Source organism: Ruicaihuangia caeni (assembly GCF_029952955.1).
Classification (GTDB): domain Bacteria; phylum Actinomycetota; class Actinomycetes; order Actinomycetales; family Microbacteriaceae; genus Ruicaihuangia; species Ruicaihuangia caeni.
In genome coordinates this window covers 164,364-186,005 of the sequence record NZ_JASATX010000003.1, presented here as the reverse complement: position 1 = coordinate 186,005, position 21,642 = coordinate 164,364, and the positions used below count along the sequence as shown (strand labels likewise).

18 protein-coding genes are annotated in these 21,642 nt (G+C 68.2%); 11 read left to right on the top strand and 7 right to left on the bottom strand.

Going from position 1 to position 21,642, the window contains the following annotated elements:
• Nucleotides 1-60 precede the first annotated feature (60 nt).
• Nucleotides 61-1,167, top strand: a complete 1,107-nt coding sequence (locus QF206_RS08380; RefSeq protein ID WP_281488764.1) for a 3-hydroxyisobutyryl-CoA hydrolase — start codon at nucleotides 61-63, stop codon at nucleotides 1,165-1,167.
• A gap of 140 nt (nucleotides 1,168-1,307) precedes the next feature.
• The gene (locus QF206_RS08375; RefSeq protein ID WP_281488763.1) at nucleotides 1,308-2,429 is read left to right on the top strand and encodes an acyl-CoA dehydrogenase family protein; all 1,122 of its coding nucleotides are present in this window, start codon (nucleotides 1,308-1,310) and stop codon (nucleotides 2,427-2,429) included.
• A gap of 27 nt (nucleotides 2,430-2,456) precedes the next feature.
• Here QF206_RS08375 and QF206_RS08370 read toward each other — a convergent pair whose 3' ends face one another.
• From QF206_RS08370 to QF206_RS08355, 4 genes are all read right to left on the bottom strand, one after another.
• Entirely contained in the window at nucleotides 2,457-3,710 is a 1,254-nt protein-coding gene (locus tag QF206_RS08370) for a glycosyltransferase family protein (RefSeq protein WP_281488762.1), read from the bottom strand.
• Between the two features lie 233 nt (nucleotides 3,711-3,943).
• Nucleotides 3,944-5,458 (bottom strand): sugar transferase, encoded by a 1,515-nt coding sequence (locus QF206_RS08365; RefSeq protein WP_281488761.1) that lies wholly within the window; start codon nucleotides 5,456-5,458, stop codon nucleotides 3,944-3,946.
• 460 nt (nucleotides 5,459-5,918) lie between these two features.
• Nucleotides 5,919-7,241 carry an MFS transporter gene (locus QF206_RS08360; protein ID WP_281488760.1) on the bottom strand — a complete coding sequence of 441 codons (1,323 nt, stop codon included), beginning with the start codon at nucleotides 7,239-7,241 and terminating at the stop codon, nucleotides 5,919-5,921.
• Nucleotides 7,238-7,657 (bottom strand): MarR family winged helix-turn-helix transcriptional regulator, encoded by a 420-nt coding sequence (locus QF206_RS08355; RefSeq protein ID WP_281488759.1) that lies wholly within the window; start codon nucleotides 7,655-7,657, stop codon nucleotides 7,238-7,240. Before QF206_RS08355 ends, QF206_RS08360 begins: the two co-directional genes overlap by 4 nt.
• Before the next feature lie 94 nt (nucleotides 7,658-7,751).
• Here QF206_RS08355 and QF206_RS08350 point away from each other — a divergent pair, with 94 nt between their 5' ends.
• Genes QF206_RS08350 through QF206_RS08335 form a run of 4 tightly spaced genes read left to right on the top strand, consistent with a single transcriptional unit; the run spans nucleotide 7,752 to nucleotide 11,537 of the window.
• Nucleotides 7,752-8,639, top strand: a complete 888-nt coding sequence (locus QF206_RS08350; RefSeq protein ID WP_281488758.1) for an alpha/beta fold hydrolase — start codon at nucleotides 7,752-7,754, stop codon at nucleotides 8,637-8,639.
• An 11-nt stretch (nucleotides 8,640-8,650) separates the two neighbouring features.
• Nucleotides 8,651-9,700, top strand: coding sequence for a lipoate-protein ligase LplAB (locus QF206_RS08345; RefSeq protein WP_281488757.1), 1,050 nt, complete (start codon nucleotides 8,651-8,653; stop codon nucleotides 9,698-9,700).
• Entirely contained in the window at nucleotides 9,697-10,764 is a 1,068-nt protein-coding gene (locus tag QF206_RS08340) for a FecCD family ABC transporter permease (RefSeq protein ID WP_422785372.1), read from the top strand. Before QF206_RS08345 ends, QF206_RS08340 begins: the two co-directional genes overlap by 4 nt.
• The gene (locus QF206_RS08335; protein ID WP_281488755.1) at nucleotides 10,761-11,537 is read left to right on the top strand and encodes a heme ABC transporter ATP-binding protein; all 777 of its coding nucleotides are present in this window, start codon (nucleotides 10,761-10,763) and stop codon (nucleotides 11,535-11,537) included. The genes QF206_RS08340 and QF206_RS08335 overlap by 4 nt, the downstream gene beginning before the upstream one ends.
• 75 nt (nucleotides 11,538-11,612) lie before the next feature.
• On the opposite strand, the gene QF206_RS08330 is transcribed toward QF206_RS08335, so the two are convergent.
• Complete coding sequence (locus QF206_RS08330; RefSeq protein ID WP_281489038.1) at nucleotides 11,613-13,265, bottom strand: MDR family MFS transporter; 1,653 nt, start codon at nucleotides 13,263-13,265, stop codon at nucleotides 11,613-11,615.
• 225 nt (nucleotides 13,266-13,490) lie between these two features.
• On the opposite strand from QF206_RS08330, the gene QF206_RS08325 reads away from it, so the two are divergent.
• Entirely contained in the window at nucleotides 13,491-14,375 is an 885-nt protein-coding gene (locus QF206_RS08325) for a D-alanyl-D-alanine carboxypeptidase family protein (RefSeq protein WP_281488754.1), read from the top strand.
• An 18-nt stretch (nucleotides 14,376-14,393) separates the two neighbouring features.
• Here the strand turns inward: QF206_RS08325 and pgm are convergent, their stop codons facing one another.
• Entirely contained in the window at nucleotides 14,394-16,046 is a 1,653-nt protein-coding gene (pgm, locus tag QF206_RS08320; RefSeq protein ID WP_281488753.1) for a phosphoglucomutase (alpha-D-glucose-1,6-bisphosphate-dependent), read from the bottom strand.
• 35 nt (nucleotides 16,047-16,081) lie between these two features.
• Here pgm and pheA point away from each other — a divergent pair, with 35 nt between their 5' ends.
• Nucleotides 16,082-17,026, top strand: a complete 945-nt coding sequence (gene pheA, locus QF206_RS08315; protein ID WP_281488752.1) for a prephenate dehydratase — start codon at nucleotides 16,082-16,084, stop codon at nucleotides 17,024-17,026.
• Nucleotides 17,027-17,088: 62 nt separating this feature from the next.
• Here the strand turns inward: pheA and QF206_RS08310 are convergent, their stop codons facing one another.
• Nucleotides 17,089-18,099 carry a diacylglycerol/lipid kinase family protein gene (locus QF206_RS08310; protein ID WP_281488751.1) on the bottom strand — a complete coding sequence of 337 codons (1,011 nt, stop codon included), beginning with the start codon at nucleotides 18,097-18,099 and terminating at the stop codon, nucleotides 17,089-17,091.
• A gap of 38 nt (nucleotides 18,100-18,137) precedes the next feature.
• Between QF206_RS08310 and serS the strand changes: the two genes are divergently transcribed.
• From serS to QF206_RS08295, 3 genes are all read left to right on the top strand, one after another.
• The gene (gene serS, locus QF206_RS08305) at nucleotides 18,138-19,403 is read left to right on the top strand and encodes a serine--tRNA ligase (protein WP_281488750.1); all 1,266 of its coding nucleotides are present in this window, start codon (nucleotides 18,138-18,140) and stop codon (nucleotides 19,401-19,403) included.
• Complete coding sequence (locus tag QF206_RS08300) at nucleotides 19,400-20,224, top strand: HAD family hydrolase (protein WP_281488749.1); 825 nt, start codon at nucleotides 19,400-19,402, stop codon at nucleotides 20,222-20,224. Before serS ends, QF206_RS08300 begins: the two co-directional genes overlap by 4 nt.
• Before the next feature lie 94 nt (nucleotides 20,225-20,318).
• The gene (locus tag QF206_RS08295; RefSeq protein ID WP_281488748.1) at nucleotides 20,319-21,629 is read left to right on the top strand and encodes an LCP family protein; all 1,311 of its coding nucleotides are present in this window, start codon (nucleotides 20,319-20,321) and stop codon (nucleotides 21,627-21,629) included.
• The last annotated feature ends 13 nt before the right edge of the window (nucleotides 21,630-21,642 follow it).

The following is a 21,642-nucleotide window of genomic DNA, read 5'->3' as shown; positions in this document are numbered from 1 at the left end:
AGAGAATACGTGCACGCTCGCTGTCCCGGCCAGCAGCGAGCGCCGTCTTAGGCTGACGGCATGTCTGTTGCCGATCTGTCGACGCCGGGCGAAGCGCTCGGCGATGCCCCCGTCATCGTGCGCACCGAGGGGCGGCTCGGGCGCATCACGCTCAACCGGCCTCGTGCCCTCAACGCGATCGATCACGAGATGGTGATGGCGATGGCCGACGCGCTCGCCGAGTGGTCGACCGACGAGAGCGTCTCCGCGGTGCTGCTCGACGGTGCCGGCGAACGCGGGCTCTGCGCGGGCGGCGATCTGCACAAGAACGGCGACGCGCCACTCACCCCGGCCTTCCTACGCGACGAGTACCACCTCAATCTGCAGATCGCGGAGTTCCCGAAGCCCTTCATCGCTCTCATGGACGGCATTGTCATGGGCGGCGGCATCGGAGTCAGCGCGCACGCCAGCCACCGCATCGTGACCGAGCGCTCGAAGCTGGCGATGCCCGAGACTCGCATCGGAATGGTTCCGGATGTCGGCGGCTCTCTGCTGCTCAACGCCGCACCCGGCGCCATCGGGCGCCACCTCGGGCTCACCTCTGGCCAGTTCGATGGCGCCGACGCGATCGCCTGCGGCTTCGCTGATACCACTGTCGCGAGCACCCACCTCGTGCAGTTGGTGGAGGCAGTGCTGATAGCACTCGACGAGCTCGACGAACCTGCGGATGCTGTCGCGGCCGCCGCTGCCATCGACGCCGCGGTCGCGAACTACGCGGCGCCGGTTCCCGAATCGACCCTCATGGCCCAGCAGCACTGGATCGACCGTTGCTACGCGAGCGACTCGGTTCCGCAGATCGTCGAGGCGCTGCGTGAGTCAGCGCGGGGAGATGGGGGGCAGGATGCCGAGGCTGCGGCATCCGCGATCCTCGCTGTGTCTCCCACCGCGGCCGTCGCCACGCTCGAACTGCTGCGTCGCACGCAGGGAGTCGATCTGCGCGAAGCGCTCGAGCTCGAGTACCGGGCGATGACGGCGCTCGCCGAGATGCCTGACGCCCGCGAGGGCGTGCGGGTGCTGCTCGTCGATCGCGACACTCCTCGGTGGAGCCCTGCGGCGCTCGAGGATGTCGACGCCGACCAGGTGCGGGCGCTCTTCGAGCGGCCGGCCGCCGATGGCCCCTTGTTCTGACGTCCTGCCGGCGTCCGCCCTGAGTGAGAGCATCGAGAGCCGAGCCCGAGCCCGGCCCGACCCCAGCCCGTGTCCGAAACCCGAGCCCGGCCCGGACGGGCGATGATGACGGGCCCAGCCGCGCTGAGTAGCGTGGGGGAATGACGGCCCCAAGTTCTTCCGTGCTCAGTCCCGAGCTGCTCGAGCGCATCCGCTCGCGTGCGTCCGGCTACGACCGCGACAACGCGTTCTTCAGCGAAGACCTCGACGAATTGCGGCAGGCAGGCTATTTGCGACCGCAGCCCCTGCTCGATGGCGTTCGGAATCAGCGCCTGCTTGCCCGGTACGCTCCGGCGACGGCGCTCGGCATCAACATGCACCACGTGGTCGTCGGGGTCGCCCGGGTGCTGCACGACCGCGGCGATCACAGCCTCGACTGGGTGCTCGCCGACGCCGAGGCCGGCGAACTGTTCGCGTTCGGCAACAGCGAAGCCGGCAATGACTTGGTGATGTTCGACTCGCGGACCAAGGCCGAGCCCACCGGTGACGGCGGGTACCGCTTCACCGGAACGAAGATCTTCACCTCGCTGTCGCCAGCGTGGACGCGCCTCGGAATCTTCGGTCGTGACGACAGCGACCCCGAGCGCCCGGTACTCGTGCACGGCTTCATCACTCGGGACATCCCAGGTCACCGTGCGGTCGGCGAGTGGGACGTGCTCGGCATGCGCGCCACGCAGAGCTATGCCACGTCGCTGGATGCTGTCGAGATGCCCGCCGAGCGGGTCGGCCGAATCCTCCCGGTCGGGCCGACCGCTGACCCGTACATGTTCGGGATCTTCGCGAACTTCCTCCTCCTCATCGGTGCGGTGTATGCGGGAATCGGCGACCGCGCCCTCGAGCTCGGTGTCGACGCAGTGAAGCACCGCATGTCGATGCGCACTGGCGAGTCGTATTCGGCCGACCCCGACATCCGGTGGCAACTGGCCGACGCGGCGATCGCGCTCGACTCGATCGCGCCGCAGCTCGAGTCTCTCGCGCGTGACGTCGACGAGCTCAGCGACCATGGCGATGCCTGGTTCCGCTACCTGGTCGGAGCGAAGACCCGGGCCGTCGACATTGCCCGCGCTGCCGTCGAGACCGCTATCCGGGTGTCGGGAGGCAGCTCGTACAGCGGTGGCAACGAGCTCTCCCGGCTCTACCGCGACGCGCTTGCCGGGCTCTTCCACCCGAGCGACCCCGAGTCTGCGCACTCGACGGTCGCAAGCCAGCTGCTCGGCGGGTGAGTCCGGCGCAGCTCCGCTGAGAGGCGCTCAAGAACCGGCGATCGCGTCCGGCGACCAGCGTCGGCGGTCGAAGTGCGCACGCGGTTCGCGGATGCTGCGCCCTTCAAGGAGTGCGAAGGCGATGCGCTCGTACTGCTCGGCGATCGCGTCCCATCGCGAGCGCTGCTGCGCGCGAGCCCGGAGCCGGCTTCCGAGCGCCATCGCCTCGTGCGGTTCCTCGTCCACGAGGTCGATCGCGCGCGCGAGCGCATCGGCAGAACCGGAGCACTTGCATGCCTCGCCGGCATCCGTGCGGCGCCCGATCCCGGCATCCCACGCGATGACTGCCGCTCCGCCGTCCATCGCGTGCCGGAGCGAGGCGTCCGCTCGGCCAATAGCGCACCCGTGCAGATACGACAGCGCGTGCGCCGTGAGCTCTGCGATGAGTTCTTCATCGGCCGTTCCGCCGAGCACCAGCACACGTGGGTCGTCACCGGCAAGCTGCTCAATGGTCCGAGGCGAGACAGCGCTGACGCGCGGAACGATGACGAGCGGGCGGTGAGTGCCCGATCGCCGGAACCCCTCGATGATCTGGGGGAGATGGTCTTCGTCGGGGCGCGCCGACACGGCCAGGTGATACCCGCGAGGGAAGAGGTCGAGTTCGGCCAGTCGCCGGTGAGAGCGAGGGACGGCGCTCGAGTCACCAGACATGGTGACCACTTCGACCAACGCCGAGAACTGCGCACGGAACCTCTCGGCCACCTCCTGATCGTCGCTGAGCAGCGCGTCGGCGAATCGCACGGCGACACGTTCGGCGAGCGGCTCCAGACGCTTGCCCGGCACGGCGGCGGTCTGCTGGGAGTCGAGGTAGAGCCCCGAGGGAACTCGGCCAGATCGAAGCACGGGGAGCGCGATCGCGTTCGCCGTGCCGAAGACGAAGGCCGTATCGGTCGTGTTCTCTCGCAGCAGCCGCGCCGCTGACCTGGCGGTCTGCAGGAACGTGCCCAGAGATTGAGCTCTCGACCAGCCCGCTTCGCGCGCTGTCGGCGACGGGCCGAGGGCTCGCAGGGTCACGAGCCGCATGCCGTGCCACTCCTCAGCCGGATCTCGCCGGTCTGCGCGGCAGTACAGGGTCACCCGATGGCCGAGCGCCACAAGGCGAGGTCCCACCTCCTGCGGGAGCACCCCGAAGTCGGCTGCGCCGGAGCCGTCGAGTGCGATAACGGCGTCGGTGTCGGGATCCGTAGCACTCGCGACCGTTCGCGTCGGCATGCCGAGGGTGCCAAGCATCGCGATGTGCATACGCCGCGCCTTTCAGCTGCGCAGGGCCTGCGTCCGCGGGAGCAGAACCTGCCACGGTGGCGGATCGGCGGGAGCGATTCGACCCGGGGCCCAGCCACGCCATCCTCGGTGGCCGCCGACGCGCCTCCCGATTGACGCCGGGACGGGGCCTGGCGTGGCTGGACGATTCCGGGCGGATCGCCGCGGCATCCGCTGTGTCGCAAATTCTTGCGAGTGGATGGCCGCGGCGTGCATCAGTACGCCCCGTCTGGTCGGACGAACACCTTGAGGGTGCGCCACAGGATGAGCAGATCGGTCGTGAGTGACCAGTTCTCGACGTAGTACAGGTCGAGACGCACGCTCTCCTGCCAACTGAGATCAGAGCGGCCGTTGATCTGCCACATGCCGGTGAGGCCGGGTTTGATGTACAACCGCCGGTGCACGTGCGGCTCGTACTGGTTGACCTCACGAGGCAGTGGCGGGCGGGGACCGACCAGGCTCATCTCGCCGGTGAGCACATTCCACAGCTGCGGCAGCTCGTCGATCGACGTGCGGCGGAGCAGCTTGCCGAGGCGGGTCACCCGAGGGTCATCGCGCAGCTTGAACAGCATGCCGTTGCTGTCTCCGCTGCCGAGGCCGTCGAGCATCGACTCCGCGTCGGGCACCATCGTCCTGAACTTCAGCATCATGAAGGTCGTGCCGCCGCGTCCGACCCGCTCTTGCCGGAACAGCGCCGGCCCCTTGCTGTCGAGCCTGATGGCGATGCCGACCATGACGAGCAACGGCATGAGCAGCAGCAGTGCGAGCCCTGCCGCGGTCGCGTCGAACACGCGCTTGAGCACGTGCTTTCCGCCCTCGAACTGCGGCAGCTCGACGTGCATGAGCGGGAGTCCCTCGACCGGCCGCAGATGGATGCGGGGGCCCGCCACATTCGTCAGGCTCGACGCGACAACCAGCTCAGCGCTCGTGCCCTCCAGCTTCCACCCCAGATCACGAAGGTACGTGCCACCGCGCTCGGTGTGGTCGGTGACGATCACCGTGTCGGCGCCGACGCGCTGCACGGTCTCGGTCACCGTGTCGAGTCCGCACACCACGGGCACCTCTCCCGTGTCGGTCGCGAGCGTTCCCGTGGAGGGCTCGTCGAGTGCGACGCCTACGACGCGGTACGCGGCACCGGTGCGCTTCTCGAGGCGGTCGACGATGTAGCGCACCTCGTCGGGGGCTCCGGCGACGATCACCTTCGACAGGTAGTGGCCGTACTGACGTTGCTGTGTGAGCCAGTGACGCCACAGCCACCGGCTGAGCATGAGCGCCACAGTGCCGCCCACCATCGTGGAGATGAACGAGGTGCGGATGCCTTCGAAATCAGCGGCGAGGAACACCGCAGCGAGCAGGCCGAATGTCGTCGCACTGGCTCCCGCGAGGGTCTTGTACTCGGTCGCGCCGACGCCCAGGACTCGAGTCTCGCGAGTGCGCCACACGGCAAGCGCGAGGAGCCACACGACTGTCACGAGCGACGCGCTGATCCACAACGGCGGGCTGGCGGGAAGGATGCCGCGCGCCGCTGCGATCGCAGCGATGGGTGCGAACGCCGCTGTCGCGATCACGACGGCATCCGTCACGATGAGACGGCGGCGGTAGCTCCGGCACCAGCGGGTGCCGGTTGCTGGAGCGACCGCGGCGGCGGCACGGTGGCCGCCGACCGCGAGTCGTCCAGGTGACACGCCCCGGCGCACGCCGGGAATGGGGCTCACGGCGACTCGGGTCATCGCCGGATCCTGCGCGCCACACCAATGCCCGAAAGGGCATGAGAAGGGCGATCGGGGTTTGAATGAGGGAATGAACGATCAGGAGCGAGTCGGGTAATCTCTCGCCCCTCCATGAGGGCGAACTTCACGGTTCAACCTGTTTCGGGTATACAGGATCGGTCGTGACGGATCAGACGCGCCTGGCGCATCGAGGCATGTGCAAGCGTGCGGGAATAGCGTCTGACGCGCATTCGGGGTGCGCCCCAGACGTGGAAGGGCCTGGCCGAACGTACGGTCGACCTTCGAGTGCGCCGTCGCACTCAGCGAGGATTCGGGTTCCTCCCAGCGCCCCCGAAGGGGGGCTGATAGCTACACAAGCTACAGGCAAACACGCCGTAGCGCCACACCCCCCATTTGGGGGTAATTAGTTCGTGGACGGTATGCGCCGCGACCCGATGTGCTGCTCACCAGCGAGGGCTCGTCACGACCCCTTCGTGGCGATCGTCTCAGTGATCGCGATCTCCGAGGTCGCCGCCTCTCGCGACTGCCCGTCGCGCGTGAAGTAGAAGCGCCTCGGATGCCGTCGGCTGTAGCGAAGTCGCAGGTCGTGGGCGACGACCATCCACGCCACTCCGATGATGGCCGTGACGATGCCCGATGCGGCGCCGACGAGGAGTGCTGAGCGCGGACCGAACTCACTGGCGATCCAGCCGACGATCGGAGCGCCGAGCGGCGTCCCTCCGACGAAGATCGCCATGTAGAGCGCCATGACGCGGCCGCGCATGACCGGCGAGGTTGTCGTCTGGATCGTGGCGTTCGCGGTGGTCATGAACGTCGTCGACGCGAGGCCGACCACGATGAGCGAGACCGCGTAGCTCCAGAAGCTCGGCATGGCCGCGGAGAGCAGGCAAGCCAGGCCGAAGAGTCCGGCTGCTCCGAACACGATGCGAAGTCGGGGTCGCTCGCGGCGAGCCGCCACGAGCGCGCCTGTGATCGATCCGATGGCCAGGATCGACGAGAGCACGCCATACTCGCCCGCGCCCAGCCCGAACTCGATGCGGGTCATCGTCGACGAGTAGATGGGGAAGTTCAGTCCGAACGTGCCGATGATGAACGCGGCGATGAAGAGCACGAGCAGGTCGCCGCGTCGCCGCACGTACCGGAAGCCGGCCAGCAACTCACCCTTGCCCCGTGGTGCGCGGGGCGTCCTGAAGAGTGTGCTGGCGTTCAGCAGCAGCAGTGCGGTGATGGTCGCGGCGTAGGTGCCGGCGTTCAGCACGAAGACCCAGCCGGGCCCCACGAGCACGACGAGTCCGCCGGCGACCGCGGGACCGATGAGACGGGCCGTGTTGAAGGATGCCGCGTTCAGGGCGACCGCGTTCGGCAGTTCGCGCTTCCGCACGAGGTCGGAGACGAACGCCTGTCGCGCCGGCGAGTCGATCGCCGAGACCACTCCGAGGGCTGCGGAGAATGCGAAGACGTGCCACAGCGCGACGTGCCCGGTGAGCACGAGAGCCCCGAGCCCCACCGCGAGGAGTGCCGCGCTCGCCTGCGTGATGATCAGCAGATGGCGCCGTTCGAAGCGGTCGGCGATGAGCCCGGCCCATGGCACGAGCAGCAGTTGCGGCGCGAACTGGAGCCCCATGTTGATGCCGAGGGCGGTGGCGTCGTTGTCCGTCAACTCAGTGAGCACGAGCCAGTCCTGGGCAGTGCGCTGCATCCACAGGCCGACATTCGAGATCAGCGCACCCGCGAACCAGAGTCGATAGTTCATGCCCCTGAGGGCGAGGAACATCGCGCTCATGAATTGGCGAGCTTCTTGATCACTGGTGCGGCCGCCGTGACGATCGCGAGCTCGTCGGCGTCGAGCTCGCGCAGCCTGCCGGTGAACCACTCGTCGCGCCGGCGCGACGTCTCGTCGAGCACGCGTTCGCCGGCATCCGTCAGTCGCAGCAGAACCTTCCGCCCGTCATCGGGCGATGAGTAGCGCGTGACATAGCCGGCATCCACGAGCGCATTGACCGTGCGGTGCATCGAGGGCGCGGTCACCCCCTCGATTCCGCTGAGCGCGCCCATCGTGCAGTCGGCGGCCTCTCGCAGGCGCCAGAGCGCCGACAACTGGCTGTCGGAGATCGACCGATCGGCCTTCTCGGCGCGCAGGCGGCGGGCCAGACGACCTATGGAGAGGCGGAGTTCAGTGGGGAGCGCAGTGTGTGGCATACGGCGTCAACGATAACAAAATAGTTAGGCTAAGTAAATATCGCAGCGAGGATCTGCAAGCGATACAAATGAGCGTCGGACGAGAGGAGTAGCGATGCCCAAGTTCATCGTCGAGCGCCGCGACGACAGCTTCGTCGACGCGTACGGGGTGCGCATCCACTACTCGATCTGGAGCCCGGGCAAGCCTCGCGGGGTCGTGCAATTGCTGCACGGGCTCGGGGAGTACGCGGCACGCTACGAGTTGCTCGCGCAAGACCTGGTCTCGGCCGGCTATGCCGTCTATGCCGACGACCACCGCGGGCACGGGCGCACGGGCGTCGAGCAGTGGGCGGACGATCCTTCCAAGCTCGGGCGTCTCGGGCCCGGGGGACTGCGCGCCACGATCGACGCCATCGTGCAGTTCAGGGGCATCATCGACGAGCGCCACCCGGAACTGCCCGTGGTGCTGCTCGGCCACAGTTGGGGCTCGCTCATGGCGCAGATCATCTTCGATCGACGGCGTGCCGATTACGCCGGGGTCGTGCTCACCGGCACGGCATACCGGATGCCGTGGACCATGAACCCGGGAGACTTGAACAAGCGCCACCGCACGCTCGGCGGCACCGGCCACGAGTGGCTCAGCCGCGATCCGGAGGTCGCGAAGGCGTTCCAGGCCGACCCGCTCACGTTCAACGCGACCGCCGCGAAGCTCTTCGGCGTCCGTGATGGTCTGCGGTTGTACGGTCGGCCGCGGCGAGGGCTGCCCGATGTGCCCATGCTGATCATGATCGGCTCCGACGACTCGCTCGGCGGCATCCGGAGCGCCCACCGTCTGGCAGAGCAGTACCGCCGCCGCGGTGGGCTGACAGACGTCGAGGTGGTCGTCTTCGAAGAAGCGCGCCACGAGATCTTCAACGAACTGAACCAGGCGGAGGTCCGCGCGCGTCTTGTCGAGTGGCTGCGTGAGAAGGTGCCCCAGGAACCGGCCCGCCGGATTGGTTAGGCTTGCCTGCTATGCACGGTGAGTACAAGGTTCCCGGCGGCAAGCTCGTCGTCGTCGACCTGGACTCCATCGAAGGGCGCATCGCGAACTTCCGGCTCGCGGGCGACTTCTTCCTCGAGCCCGACAGCGCGCTCGAAGCCATCGACCAGGCCGTCAACGGACTGCCGGTCACGAGCGAGTCGCGCCACATCGCCGAGGTGATCGAGCAGGCGCTGCCAGAGGGCACGCAGATGCTGGGATTCAACGCGGATGCCGTGGCCACGGCCATCCGTCGTGCGCTCCGCCGCGCAACCGAGTGGCGCGATTACGACTGGCAACTGGTGCGCCATGGCGCGCTCGCCCCCCGGGTGCACCTGGCCCTTGATCAGGTGCTCACCGAAGCCGTCGGCGAGGGGCTCAGAAGGCCGACGCTTCGCATCTGGGAGTGGAACGAGCCAGCGGTCGTGATCGGCAGCTTCCAGTCGGTCAAGAACGAGGTCGACCTCGACAACGCCGCTCGCTACGGCATCGATGTCGTGCGCCGCATCAGCGGTGGCGGTGCGATGTTCATGGAAGCCGGGTCGGTGATCACCTGGTCGTTGTACGTACCCGGCGACCTCGTGCAGGGCATGTCGTTCGCCGACTCGTACGCCTACCTCGACGACTGGGCGCTCACGGCGCTGCGATCGCTCGGCATCGAGGCGACGTATCAGCCGCTCAACGACATCACGAGCCCCGCGGGCAAGATCGGCGGCGCTGCCCAGAAGCGCCTCGGGAACGGTGCCGTGCTGCATCACGTCACCATGAGCTACGACATGGACCGCGAACGGATGACCGAAGTGCTGCGCATCGGTCGCGAGAAGCTGAGCGACAAGGGCACCGTGAGCGCCGCGAAGCGCGTCGACCCGCTTCGCATGCAGACCGGGCTCGAGCGCGAGGAGATCATCGAGCGCATGGTCGCCACCTTCCGAGAGCTGTACGGCCTGAGCGATGGCCGGCTCACCTCGGATGAGCTTGACGCAGCGCATCAGCTGGCGGCCGAGAAGTTCTCGTCGGACTCGTGGCTCCACCGGGTCCCGTGACCGCGTCCCGCCCGGTGGTTCGCCGCCGGCGGGTGGCGCGCGGGATGGCGCTGAGCATCGTGCTGGGCGCTGTTCTCGTGGTCGGTGTCGGCGCCTCGTCGATGGTCGGTCAACTGCCAGTCTCGCCATCCGAGGTGATCGGCTCGCTGCTGCGCGCGATGGGCATCGCCAACGGCTGGGCGCCTGATGATCCGATCGTCGAATCGACCCTATGGGTCGTGCGCTTTCCGCGCATCGTCATGGGGTTGATGGTCGGAGCAGCGCTCGCCGTGGCGGGGGCCGTGATGCAGGCGATCTTCGGCAACCCGCTCGCCGAGCCTGGAGTGGTCGGAGTCTCGTCGGGTGCGGCGTTGGGCGCGGCCATCGCGATCGCCTTCAGCATCACCGCGCTCGGCAACTGGAGCGTTGCGGTGCTGGCGTTCGCGGGCAGCCTGCTCGCCACCTTCATCGTCTACTTCGTGTCGCGCAGCGGCGGGCGCACCGAGGTCGTCACGCTCCTGCTCACGGGCATCGCGATCAATGCCTTCGCGGGCGCGGGCCTCGCCTTCGTGCTCTTCATGGGCAGTTCGTCGAGCCGCGAGCAGATCGTCTTCTGGCAGCTCGGGTCGCTCAACGGCGCGCGCTGGTCGGAGGCGCTCCTCGTCGCAGTCGTCTGCGTGCTCGGTGCGGCGGTCGCTGCCGCGTTCGGTCGTCGTTATGACCTCCTCGCGCTCGGCGAGCGAAACGCGCGGCACCTCGGCGTGAACGTCGAGGGGCTGCGCATGGCCAGCATCCTGCTCGTCGCCCTGCTCACCGGCATCGGCGTCGCCTTCGTCGGCATCATCTCGTTCGTCGGCCTGGTCGTGCCGCACATCATCCGCATGGCGATCGGGCCCGCGCACCGGCCCCTGATCATCGCGTCCGCGTTCGGCGGCGGCGCCCTGCTCGTGGTCGCCGATCTGCTCACGCGTGTGCTCATCGCCGGCGCGGATCTGCCCATCGGGATGCTCACCTCGCTCGTGGGCGGCCCGTTCTTCTTCTTCCTGCTCTTCCGGCAGCGTCGGCGCAGCGGGGGGTGGGCATGAGTCTGCTCGTCGCTCGCGACGTCGACGTGGTGCGCGATGGCACCGTGATCCTCGACGGGGTCTCGCTCGAGATTCAACGGGGCGAGGTGCTCGCGCTCGTGGGTCCGAACGGTGCGGGCAAGTCGACCCTGCTCGGAGTTCTGAGCGGCGATGCGCGGCCCACCCGCGGGGCGATCGAGCTCGACGGCCGGCCCATCGGCGACTATCGGCCGCTCGAGCTCGCGCGCCACCGGGCGGTGCTCACGCAGGAGAACGCCGTGAGCTTCCCGTTCCGTGCCATCGAGGTCATCCAGATGGGGCGCTCCCCCTGGAACCGCACCTCGCGCATTGACGAGGACAGCAGAGCGGTGACGGATGCCGTCGAAGCCACCGACGTCTCGCACCTGCTCGGACGCCGCTACACCTCGCTCTCAGGCGGTGAGAAGGCGCGGGTGTCGCTCGCGCGCGTGCTCGCCCAGCGCACGCAGCTGCTGTTTCTCGATGAACCGACCGCTGCCCTCGATCTGCGCCATCAGGAAGACGTGATGCTGACGGCGCGGGCGCTCGCGGCTGAAGACCGCGCGGTCGTCGTCGTGCTGCACGATCTCTCGCTCGCGGGTGCCTACGCCGACCGCATCGCCCTGCTGAGCGGGGGAAGGCTGGTCGCCTCAGGAACGCCGCACGAGGTGCTCGACGCCGAGGTCATCGGCGGGGTGTATGGGCTTGCGGTGCGCGTCATCGTGCAAGACGGGGTGCCCATGGTGCTGCCCGTGCGCGACTCGCTTCCGCGCTGATCGTCTGAGCGGGCGACCCGGTCGAAACCCCGTTCTGGTCAGACTGAACTCTGGTCGAGTCCTTTAGCTCCACGCCTATCGCGCGTCTTCGGGCTGCTGCCGGTCGTCCTGCTTCCGCGCGTGCTCGTGCGCCTCCTGGATCGCTGACTTCTCGCGCAGGGGCGTCGCCTTGAGGAAGAAGCTGAGCACGAACGCGATCGCCACCACGACGAAGCAGAAGAAGAACACCTGCGTGTTCGCGTCGGCGAAGCCGTCGAGGAACGGTGCGGTGAGCCGAGGGTCGGCGCCGATCAGGAACGAGGTGTCGCCATTGAGGGTCTCGCCGAGCTGCGCCGGATGCTGCAGCACTTCGAGAACCGCTGCGTTGGCCGGGTCGGCTGCCACCGCGGGATCCGCGGCCGCCGATCGCAGGGCACCCATGAGAGCGGGGTCGCCGAAGGCCGCGCGCAGTGTGGATGGCAAAGCGCCGAAGAGCAGGGAGAACACGATCGCGGTGCCCAGCGTTCCGCCCATCTGCCGGAAGAACGTCGCGGAGCTGGTCGCGACGCCGATGTCGCGGTGGCCCACGGAGTTCTGGCTGGCGATCGTGAGCGTCTGCATGAGTTGGCCGAGCCCGAGCCCCGCGACGGCCATGCCGACGATGATGAACCACAACGGTTTGTCGGCGGTGGCGAAGCTGAGCCAGAGGAACGCGGCCGACAGCATCCCGGTGCCGATGATCGGGAAGATCTTGTACCGCCCGGTGCGTGCGATGAGCTGGCCCACGACGATCGACGAGAGCATGAGTCCAGCGACCATCGGCAGCATGAGGTAGCCGCTCTCGGTCGGGGTCGCCCCCTGCACCATCTGCAGGTAGAGGGGCACCGTCATGAGGGCGCCGAACATGCCGACGCCCACGAATACGCTCAGCACGGTGACCATCGAGAAGGTGGGCGACTGGAACAGCTTCAGCGGGATCAGCGCGGCATCGCCCATCCTGCGCTCGACCAGGATGAACGCGACGAGCCCGAGCGCGCCGGTGACGTACATGGCGACCGACAGGGGCGAGGTCCAGCCCCAGTCGCGACCGAGCTCGGCGACGAGGATGAGCGGCACCACGGTCACGATCACCAGCACCGCCCCGAACCAGTCGATGCGTGAGCGGTGCGGCGTGTGCGGGATGTGGAGGAATGTCATCACCATGATGAGCGCGATCACGCCGATGGGCAGATTGAGCAGGAACACCCAGCGCCAGCCGGAGATGAAGAGAATCTCGTCGAGTCCGGCGAACAGCCCGCCGATGAGCGGCCCGATCACGCTCGTCACACCGAAGACCGCGAGGAAGTAGCCCTGGTACTTCGCCCGTTCACGAGGCGCCAGGATGTCGCCCATCACCGTGAGCGGCAGGGCCATGAGTCCGCCGGCGCCGAGCCCCTGCACAGCACGGTACGCGGCGAGCTGCACCATGTCGTTGGCGAGTCCGCACAGCAGTGAACCGATCAAGAAGATCACGATCGAGGCGAGGAACAGCGGGCGACGGCCGAAGAGGTCGCTGAGCTTGCCGTAGATGGGTGTCGAGACGGTTGACATGATGAGGAACGCGGTGGTCACCCAGGCCTGCAGCGCCATGCCGTCGAGGTCGTCGGCGATGGTCTTCATCGCGGTTCCGACGACCGTCTGGTTCAACGACGACAGGAACATCGCGGCCATCAGGCCGGCGATCACGAGCAGGATCTCGCGATGGGTCATGACGCCGCCGGCCTCGGCGATGGCCTGGGCGCGGGCAGCGCCGCGCGACCCTCGGCGGGGCTTCGATGGCGTCTGCTCGGCGGTACGCGTGCGTTCGGGCGTGCTCGAGTGATTCTTCGGCGTTGTACTCATAATTGCGTGGAGTGCAAATTTACACGATGCGCAGCATCTTTGCCTCTGGTGCTTGACCGCCTGTGAGGGGCAGCCTCGCGTAGCCTTGGTGCGGTGAGCGACCAGCAGACGACGCCGAGCGGGGGCGAGCGCTCCCAACGCGCACAACGTGCACCGTCCCCAGCGGTGCGTCGGCGTCGTGCGGTGGTGCTCGGCATCGTCGCGGGCATCGCGCTGGTGGCGGTGGTCTGGGCGATCGTCGCCGCAGCGACGGGCGCGGGCGATCAGCCGCCGGCATCCGCGCCGTCGAAGTCGCCGTCTCCGACTCTCGACGCCCCGCCTCAGGCCGCGACGCCCACCCCGTCAGCCCCTCCCGCGCAGCCGGAGTTCGACAAGACCGCGCAGTCGATCGATGCGGCCAGCAGCTACTGGGTCGTCGCGAACAAGCTGCGCCCGCTGCAACCGCTCGACTACGCGCCCGACGATCTCGTCGAGGTGCCGGTGCCGCACGTCTACACCCCGCAGTTGCGCAAAGCGGCAGCGGATGCCGTCGTCGAGATGTTCGCCGCGTTCACCGCCGAGACGGGGCTGCAACTGCAGTCGCAGAGCGCCTACCGCAGCTACACCACACAGGTCGACGTCTACAACAGCTGGGTGTCGTCGCTCGGGCAAGCGGGCGCCGACCGCACCAGCGCCCGGCCCGGTCACAGCGAGCACCAGACCGGACTCTCGATCGACATCTCCTCACTGCCCGCGGAGTGCGCGCTGCAGGCCTGCTTCGGCGACACGCCGCACGGGAAGTGGCTGGCCGCCAACGCGTGGCGGTTCGGCTTCACGCTGCGGTACCCGAACGGCATGACGCCGGTGACCGGCTACGAGTACGAGCCATGGCACTTCCGCTACGTCGGGCCGGAACTCGCGGCAGAGCTGCACCGCACCGGCATCCCCACACTCGAGGAGTTCTTCGGCCTGCCGCCCGCGCCGGACTACGCCGGCTGATGCGCGAAAGCGCGTGGCTCACGCCCCGTGGATCGCCGCGTCGACGATCGCCTTCGCCTCCGCCTGCACCGCGGCCAGATGCTCAGGCCCGGCGAACGACTCGGCGTAGATCTTGTACACGTTCTCGGTTCCGCTCGGACGCGCCGCGAACCACGCGCGCTCGCTCATCACCTTCACGCCGCCGATCGGCGCATCATTGCCCGGCGCGCGGCTGAGCTTCGCCACGATCGGGTCGCCGGCGAGCCGATCGGCGGTGATGTCGGCGGGCGCGAGCTTCGCGAGGCGCGCCTTCTGGGCCGGTGTCGCGGCGGCATCCGTGCGCTCGTACGCGGGAGAGCCGTGCTGCGCCTCGAGCTGGCGATAGAGCTCTGAAGGGCTCTGACCAGTGACAGCCCTGATCTCAGCGGCGAGCAGGGCGAGCAGGATGCCGTCCTTGTCGGTGGTCCAGACGCTGCCGTCCATTCGCACGAAGCTCGCGCCGGCGCTCTCCTCGCCGCCGAACGCCACCGAGCCATCGCTGAGCCCTGGAACGAACCACTTGAACCCGACGGGCACTTCCACGAGCCGTCGACCGAGGGAAGCCACCACCCGGTCGATCATGGCGCTTGAGACCAGCGTCTTCCCGATCGTCGCGTCGGCGCTCCACTGCGGGCGGTGGCTCAGCAGGTAGTGGATCGCGACGGCGAGGAAATGATTGGGGTTCATGAGTCCGGCGTCGGGTGTCACGATGCCGTGCCGATCGGCATCCGCATCGTTGCCGGTGAGAATGTCGAACCGGTTCCTGTTCGCCAGCACGCCGGCCATCGCCGACGGGCTCGAGGGGTCCATGCGGATCTTGCCGTCCCAATCGAGCGTCATGAAAGCCCAGGTCGGGTCGATGATCGGATCCACGACTTCGAGCGAAGCGGCACCATCGCGGCCCTGCAAGCGGTACCGCTCGGCGATGTACTGCCAGTAGTGCACGCTCGCGCCGCCCAGCGGGTCGGCCCCGATGCGGATGCCGCTCGATCGGATCGCGTCCATGTCGATGATCGAAGAGAGCGCGTCGACGTACTCGCCCCGGAAGTCATAGGTATCGACAGCGCTCGGCTCCTGCTGCTTCACGTCGCGGTTGCCGTCCTCGAGCAGCTCGTTGGCGCGACGAGCGATCCAATCGGTTGCGTCGGAATCAGCCGGACCGCCGTGCGGCGGGTTGTACTTGAAGCCTCCATCACGGGGAGGGTTGTGGCTAGGTGTGATGATGATGCCGTCGGCGCGACTGCCCGCATCGGGGGCGAGCCCCTGGTTGTGCGCGAGGATCGCGCGGCTCAGCGCCGGCGTCGGCACATAGTCGTCGTACGCGTCGGTCAGCGCGTGCACTCGGTTGGCCTCGAGCACCTCGAGCGCCGTGGTCTCGGCCGGCCGGCTCAGCGCGTGCGTGTCGCGCCCGACGAAGAGGGGACCGGTGATGCCCTGCGCCTTCCGGTACTCGCAGATCGCCTGCGTCGTGGCGGCGATATGGGCCTCGTTGAACGAGCGGTCGAGCGACGAGCCGCGGTGCCCGCTCGTGCCGAAGGCCACGCGCTGAGCGGGATCACGGGGATCCGGCGTCAGCTCGAAGTACGCTGCGACGAGTTCGTGCACGTTGATCAGGTCGGACTCGGATGCCGGCTCTCCTGCTCGGGCGTTCATGCCGCCCAGTCTGGCATCGCCCCTAAGCTTGTTCCATGCCTGATGCCGCTGCTGAGACCTACAGCTATCTCGGCCCGGTCGGCACCTTCACCTGGCTGGCGCTGAACCAGGTGCCCGAAGCGCAGAACAAGAGCTGGCGCGCGGTGAACAACGTCGGCGAGGCGCTCGACGATGTGGTGACCGGCCGCAGTGTCGCCGCGATGATCGCGATCGAGAACTCGATCGAGGGAGGCGTGAGCGCCACCCAGGACGCGCTCGCCAGCATCCCGGGTCTTCGCATCACCGGCGAGTATCTTGTGCCGGTCGACTTCGTGCTCGTCGCACGCCCTGGCACTTCGCTCGAGCAGGTGCACGTGGTGAACGCCCACCCGGTGGCCTACGCCCAGACGCGGCGCTGGCTCGAACGGGCGCTGCCCGAGCACGGCCACATTCCGGCGTCGTCGAACGTGAGCGCCGCGGCGTCGCTGCTCGAGGTCGAGCACGCGGATGCCGCCATCGCCCCGCCCGGCATCACCGACCACTACCCGCTGGAGGTGCTCGCCGAGCGCCTCGCCGACAGCGAGCACGCCGTGACGCGCTTCGTGCTCGTGAGCCGCACTCGTGTGCTGCCCGAGCCGACGGGGGCCGACAAGACCAGCGTGATCGCCGAACTGCCGGTCGACGCGCCGGGATCGCTGCTCGAGATGCTCGAGCAGTTCGCGACGCGGGGCGTGAACATGAGCCTCATCGAGTCGCGTCCCATCGGCGACGCCCTCGGTCGCTACCGCTTCGTGATCGACCTCGACGGTCACATCAAGGACGAGCGCGTGGCAGACGCCATGCTCGGGCTCAAGCGCTTCAGCCCCAACGTCATCTTCCTGGGCTCGTACCCGCGTGCCGACCGCCAGCCCGTGGCCGTGCCCTCGCGCTACGCCGACGAGGTGTTCATCGAAGCGCGCGATTGGCTGCGCGGCATCCTCTCGGGCGAACCCGACGACTGACGGGTCAGCGCCGACCGAGGCTGCGGCTTCGGCGTGCCGTCGCACTCGACTGACGCGAACGATCAGCGACCGACGTCGTCCTCCTCGGGCGTGCCCTCGGCGCTGACCATCACCGCGAGCGCCTGGTGGTCGACGGTGGCGCGCAGCGCGACGACCTCGCCTGCGGGATCGCCGTCTACCTCGAACTCCTCGGGATGGGGGAACCGAGCGATGAAGCGCTCTCCAGTCAGATAGCGCAGGGCGCGGATCGGCTTCGTCTCTCCCACGATCCACCGACCGACCTGGGTGCGGCGAAGGAGGCCGTTCTCCCACACCACTCGTGACCAGATCCGCAGCCACCCGCGGAACCCGCGCGGTGCCAGGGCCACCACGTCGAGGCGGCCATCGTCGATCTCTGCATCCGGGAGCAACGCGATATTGCCCGGCAGCATGCCGCAATTGCCGATGAGTACCGTGTGAGCAGTCATGGCCCGATCGGGATTCGTGTCGAGGCGGTAGCGAAGCCGCACCCGGCTGCCGCTGCGCAATGAGCGCGCGATCGCATCCACGTACGCGAGCCAGCCCACCTTCGCCTTCAGTTGCGGGTTCGTGTTCGCGACCATCTGGGCGTCGAGACCGACCCCGGCCATGACGAGGAACACGAACTGATCCACCTCGCCATCGACCCGCTCGGCATCGATGATGCCCAGATCGATCGCGCGCTCCGTGCCCGTGAATGCCACGCGCACAGCGGCGGCCGGGTCGCCGAGCGGTAGCTCCAGGTTCCGCGCGAGCAGATTGCCCGTGCCGGCGGGCACGATGGCGAGCGGTACGCCGCTGTCACGGAGCGCCGCAGCGGCGGCCCTGACCGTGCCGTCGCCCCCTGCGGCGATGACGAGCGCGACCTGCTCGTCGAGCGCACGACGCACCTGCCCGCTGCCGGGATCCTCGACGGTGGTCTCGATCCACAGCGACGGCTGCCATCCTTCGGCCTGCTCGTGCTGCTCCACGGAGGCGCGCAGCGCTTCGGCATCCACCTTCGATGGATTCACGATCACTGCCGCGCGGGTGCCGCGCGCAAGGGCCTCTGCCATGCAGAACACGGTATGGCATGCCGTGCCAGACTAGTGCGGTGATCGATCCCCAACTTCTTCGCGACAATCCCGACGTGGTTCGCCGCTCACAGGAGGCCAGGGGATCCTCGGTCGAGTTGGTCGACCGCGCGATCGAGGCGGATGCCGCGCGACGCGCCGCGATCGCCTCGTTCGAGCGCCTGCGTGCCGAGCAGAAGGCGTTCGGCAAGACGGTTTCCTCCGCGCCTCGCGATGAGAAGGCCGCACTCGTCGCCCAGGCCCAGGAGCTCGCGTCGAACGTCAAGCAGGCCCAGCAGCAGGCGACGGATGCCGAGGAGGCGTTCACCCGCGCCATCACCGCGATCGACAACATCGTGCTCGACGGCGTCCCTGCTGGCGGCGAAGACGACTATGTCGTGCTTCGCGAGGTCGGCGGCATCCCGGAGTTCGACTTCGAACCGCGCGATCACCTCGAGCTCGGCGAGCTGCTCGGTGCCATCGACATGGCGCGAGGCGCGAAGGTCAGCGGAGCGAGGTTCCACTACCTGCGCGGAGTCGGGGCCCAGCTCGAGCTGGCGATCATGAACCTCGGCCTGCAGAAGGCGCTCGCCGGAGGGTTCGTTCCGCTCATCACGCCGACGCTGGTGCGACCCGAGATCATGTCGGGCACCGGCTTCCTCGGCGAGCACAGCGACGAGGTGTACTACCTGCCCGCCGACGACCTCTACCTCACGGGCACCAGCGAGGTCGCGCTCGCCGGCTACCACGCCGACGAGATCCTCGACTTCTCGTGCGGCCCGCTGCGGTACGCGGGATGGTCCACCTGCTACCGGCGCGAAGCGGGGTCAGGCGGAAAGGACACGCGCGGCATCATCCGCGTGCACCAGTTCAACAAGCTCGAGATGTTCGCCTACACGCTGCCCGAGGATGCCGAGGCCGAGCACCAGCGCATGCTCGCCTTCCAGGAGGAGATGCTGCAGGCACTGGGGCTCGCGTACCGGGTCATCGACACCGCGGCCGGCGATCTGGGCTCCAGCGCCGCGCGAAAGTACGATGTAGAGGCGTGGGTGCCCACCCAGGGCCGGTACCGCGAGTTGACGAGCACGAGCAACTGCACGACCTATCAAGCGCGTCGGCTCGACATCCGTTCGCGCACCGAGACCGGAAAGACCGCCCCGGTCGCCACCCTCAACGGCACGCTCGCCACCACGCGGTGGCTTGTCGCCCTGCTCGAGACCCATCAGAACGCCGACGGCTCGGTGACAGTGCCCGACGCGCTGCGACCATTCCTCGGCGGACTGGAACGATTGGAGCCGATCACGTGACCGAACGCCTGCTTGTCGCACTCGACATCGACGGCACCGTGCTCATGGAAGACGGTGAGATCAGCGATGCCGTGCACGAGCAGGTGAGCCGAGTGCGGGACGCCGGTCACGAGGTCATGCTCGCCACGGGGCGCGCACCGTCGATGACGCTTCCAGTTCTCGAACGGCTCGAGCTGACCTCCGAGTACATCGTCTGCTCCAACGGTGCAGTAACGCTTCGGCGCGACCCGGACGCGCCCGTCGGGTATGCGCGCGATCACGTCGAGACGTTCGACCCGACCGCGGTCCTGCTCACCGTGCGAGAGCATCTGAAGGGCGCCGACTTTGCGGTCGAAGACGAGCACGGCCTCTTCAAGTACACGGGCTGGTTCTCGAACGGCACCGTGGGCGCCACCGCCGAGAAGGTCGACTTCGAGGAACTGCTCAACAGGCAGGCCACCCGCGTCGTCGTCATCTCACCCGAGCACGAGGTGAAGGAGTTCCTGCACATCGTCGAGCGCATGGGCCTCCACCAGGTGAGCTACAACGTGGGCTGGACGGCCTGGCTCGACATCGCGCCCGACGGAGTGAACAAGGCGACGGCGCTGGAGCGGGTGCGGGAATCGCTCGGCATCCGTCGAGGCAATGTCATCGCCATCGGCGACGGCCGCAACGACATCGACATGCTGCGCTGGGCGTCGGAGAACGGCCACGGGGTGGCCATGGGGCAAGCGCCGGAAGAGGTGCGTGAGGTGGCGAACACGTTCACGGCGCACGGCGACGATGACGGTGTCGCACTGATTCTCGAAGAACTCGTACCGGGTCGGCTCGCGTCGGCCTGATCGCCCTGGCTCTTCCGATCGTCGGGTACTGGGCGGGCGCCCTTCGCAGGCGCAAGATCTGAGCGAGCGTCAGCAGCTCGACTGGAGGTGAGCGATGGGCGTGACCGACCCGCTGCTCTCCGGTCGCACGATCGCGGTTCCTTCGACCGATGGCGTCGCGCGCCACGGCAGGCTGCGCCCGCATCGCGACGGCCGATCGGTGCTGCGAGCGGTCGGCCTGGCGCTCAGCGCGGTCCTGGTGAGCACCGTCGCCATCGCAGGAGTGACGGCGATGCGCTTCACCCGCGACATCGACGTGGTCTCGATCGGTGACGGCGACCACGCGCGGCCGCCCACCATCGGCGCCTACCCCGGGGGCTTCAACATCCTCATCGTCGGAAGCGACACCGGCGAGGGCCAGGGCGACGGGTTCGGCGATCGCGACGCCGAGCTGAACGACGTCAACCTCCTGCTGCACGTCTCCGCCGACCATTCGCGGGCGATCGCCATCAGCCTGCCGCGCGATCTGCGGGTGCCCGCGCCGGTCTGCGTGGACGAGAAGGGCGTCGAACACGCTGCGCTCCAATCGCAACCGTTGAACGCGGCGCTCGGGCGGGGCGGTCTGGGCTGCGTCGTCGACACCGTCGAGCAACTGACCGGCCTCGACATCCAGTTCGCCGGCATGATCACGTTCCTCGGAGTCATCGAGCTCACCAACGCCGTGGGTGGTGTGCCGGTGTGCATCGACGGCCCGCTTGTCGACCCGTACACGGGGATCAATCTGCCAACGGCGGGCGAGCATGTCATCTCGGGTGCGACGGCCCTCGCGTTCCTCCGGTCGCGCCATGGCGTTGGAGACGGCAGTGACCTTGCGAGGATCAGCTCGCAGCGGGTCTATCTCGCCTCGCTCGTGCGCACGCTCAAGAGTTCGGACACGCTCGGCGACCCGGTTCGGCTCTATCAGATCGCCGAAGTGGCGCTCCGTAACATGACCCTCTCGCCGAGCCTCGCCAATGTGCCGACCATGATGTCGATCGCGCAGGCGCTGAAGGACATCGAGCTCGACGAAGTGCAGTTCGTCATGTACCCGAGCGCGTACACCGACGGGTTCACCCGTCTCATCCCCGATCAGCAGGTGGCGGATCAGCTCATGGCCGCGATCCGCGCGGACTCCCCATTCGCCGTCGCAACCGGCGAGACCGGGCCGGGCGCTGCGCTCGAGCCGGGCGGAACGGATGCCGGTGGCCCCGACGCCGGTGAGACGCCGGCGCCGAGCGAGCCCACCGAGACGCCCGCGCCGACTGAGACGCCTGCGCCCGGCAGCAGCTCACCGCCTGCTTCGCCTGCGCCCACGAGTCCGCCCGTCATCGAGGGCCTCACTGGCCAGACCGCGGCCGACCGCACCTGCTCCGTCGTCAACCGCTGACCGCATCTGCTCG

Coding starts and splice junctions, on each gene's coding strand:
- QF206_RS08380 (WP_281488764.1), top strand. CDS start 61: ATGTCTGTTGCCGATCTGTCGACGCCGGGCGAAGCGCTCGGCGATGCC.
- QF206_RS08375 (WP_281488763.1), top strand. CDS start 1,308: ATGACGGCCCCAAGTTCTTCCGTGCTCAGTCCCGAGCTGCTCGAGCGC.
- QF206_RS08370 (WP_281488762.1), bottom strand. CDS start 3,710: ATGCACATCGCGATGCTTGGCACCCTCGGCATGCCGACGCGAACGGTC.
- QF206_RS08365 (WP_281488761.1), bottom strand. CDS start 5,458: ATGACCCGAGTCGCCGTGAGCCCCATTCCCGGCGTGCGCCGGGGCGTG.
- QF206_RS08360 (WP_281488760.1), bottom strand. CDS start 7,241: ATGAGCGCGATGTTCCTCGCCCTCAGGGGCATGAACTATCGACTCTGG.
- QF206_RS08355 (WP_281488759.1), bottom strand. CDS start 7,657: ATGCCACACACTGCGCTCCCCACTGAACTCCGCCTCTCCATAGGTCGT.
- QF206_RS08350 (WP_281488758.1), top strand. CDS start 7,752: ATGCCCAAGTTCATCGTCGAGCGCCGCGACGACAGCTTCGTCGACGCG.
- QF206_RS08345 (WP_281488757.1), top strand. CDS start 8,651: ATGCACGGTGAGTACAAGGTTCCCGGCGGCAAGCTCGTCGTCGTCGAC.
- QF206_RS08335 (WP_281488755.1), top strand. CDS start 10,761: ATGAGTCTGCTCGTCGCTCGCGACGTCGACGTGGTGCGCGATGGCACC.
- QF206_RS08330 (WP_281489038.1), bottom strand. CDS start 13,265: ATGACCCATCGCGAGATCCTGCTCGTGATCGCCGGCCTGATGGCCGCG.
- pgm (WP_281488753.1), bottom strand. CDS start 16,046: ATGAACGCCCGAGCAGGAGAGCCGGCATCCGAGTCCGACCTGATCAAC.
- pheA (WP_281488752.1), top strand. CDS start 16,082: ATGCCTGATGCCGCTGCTGAGACCTACAGCTATCTCGGCCCGGTCGGC.
- QF206_RS08310 (WP_281488751.1), bottom strand. CDS start 18,099: ATGGCAGAGGCCCTTGCGCGCGGCACCCGCGCGGCAGTGATCGTGAAT.
- QF206_RS08295 (WP_281488748.1), top strand. CDS start 20,319: ATGGGCGTGACCGACCCGCTGCTCTCCGGTCGCACGATCGCGGTTCCT.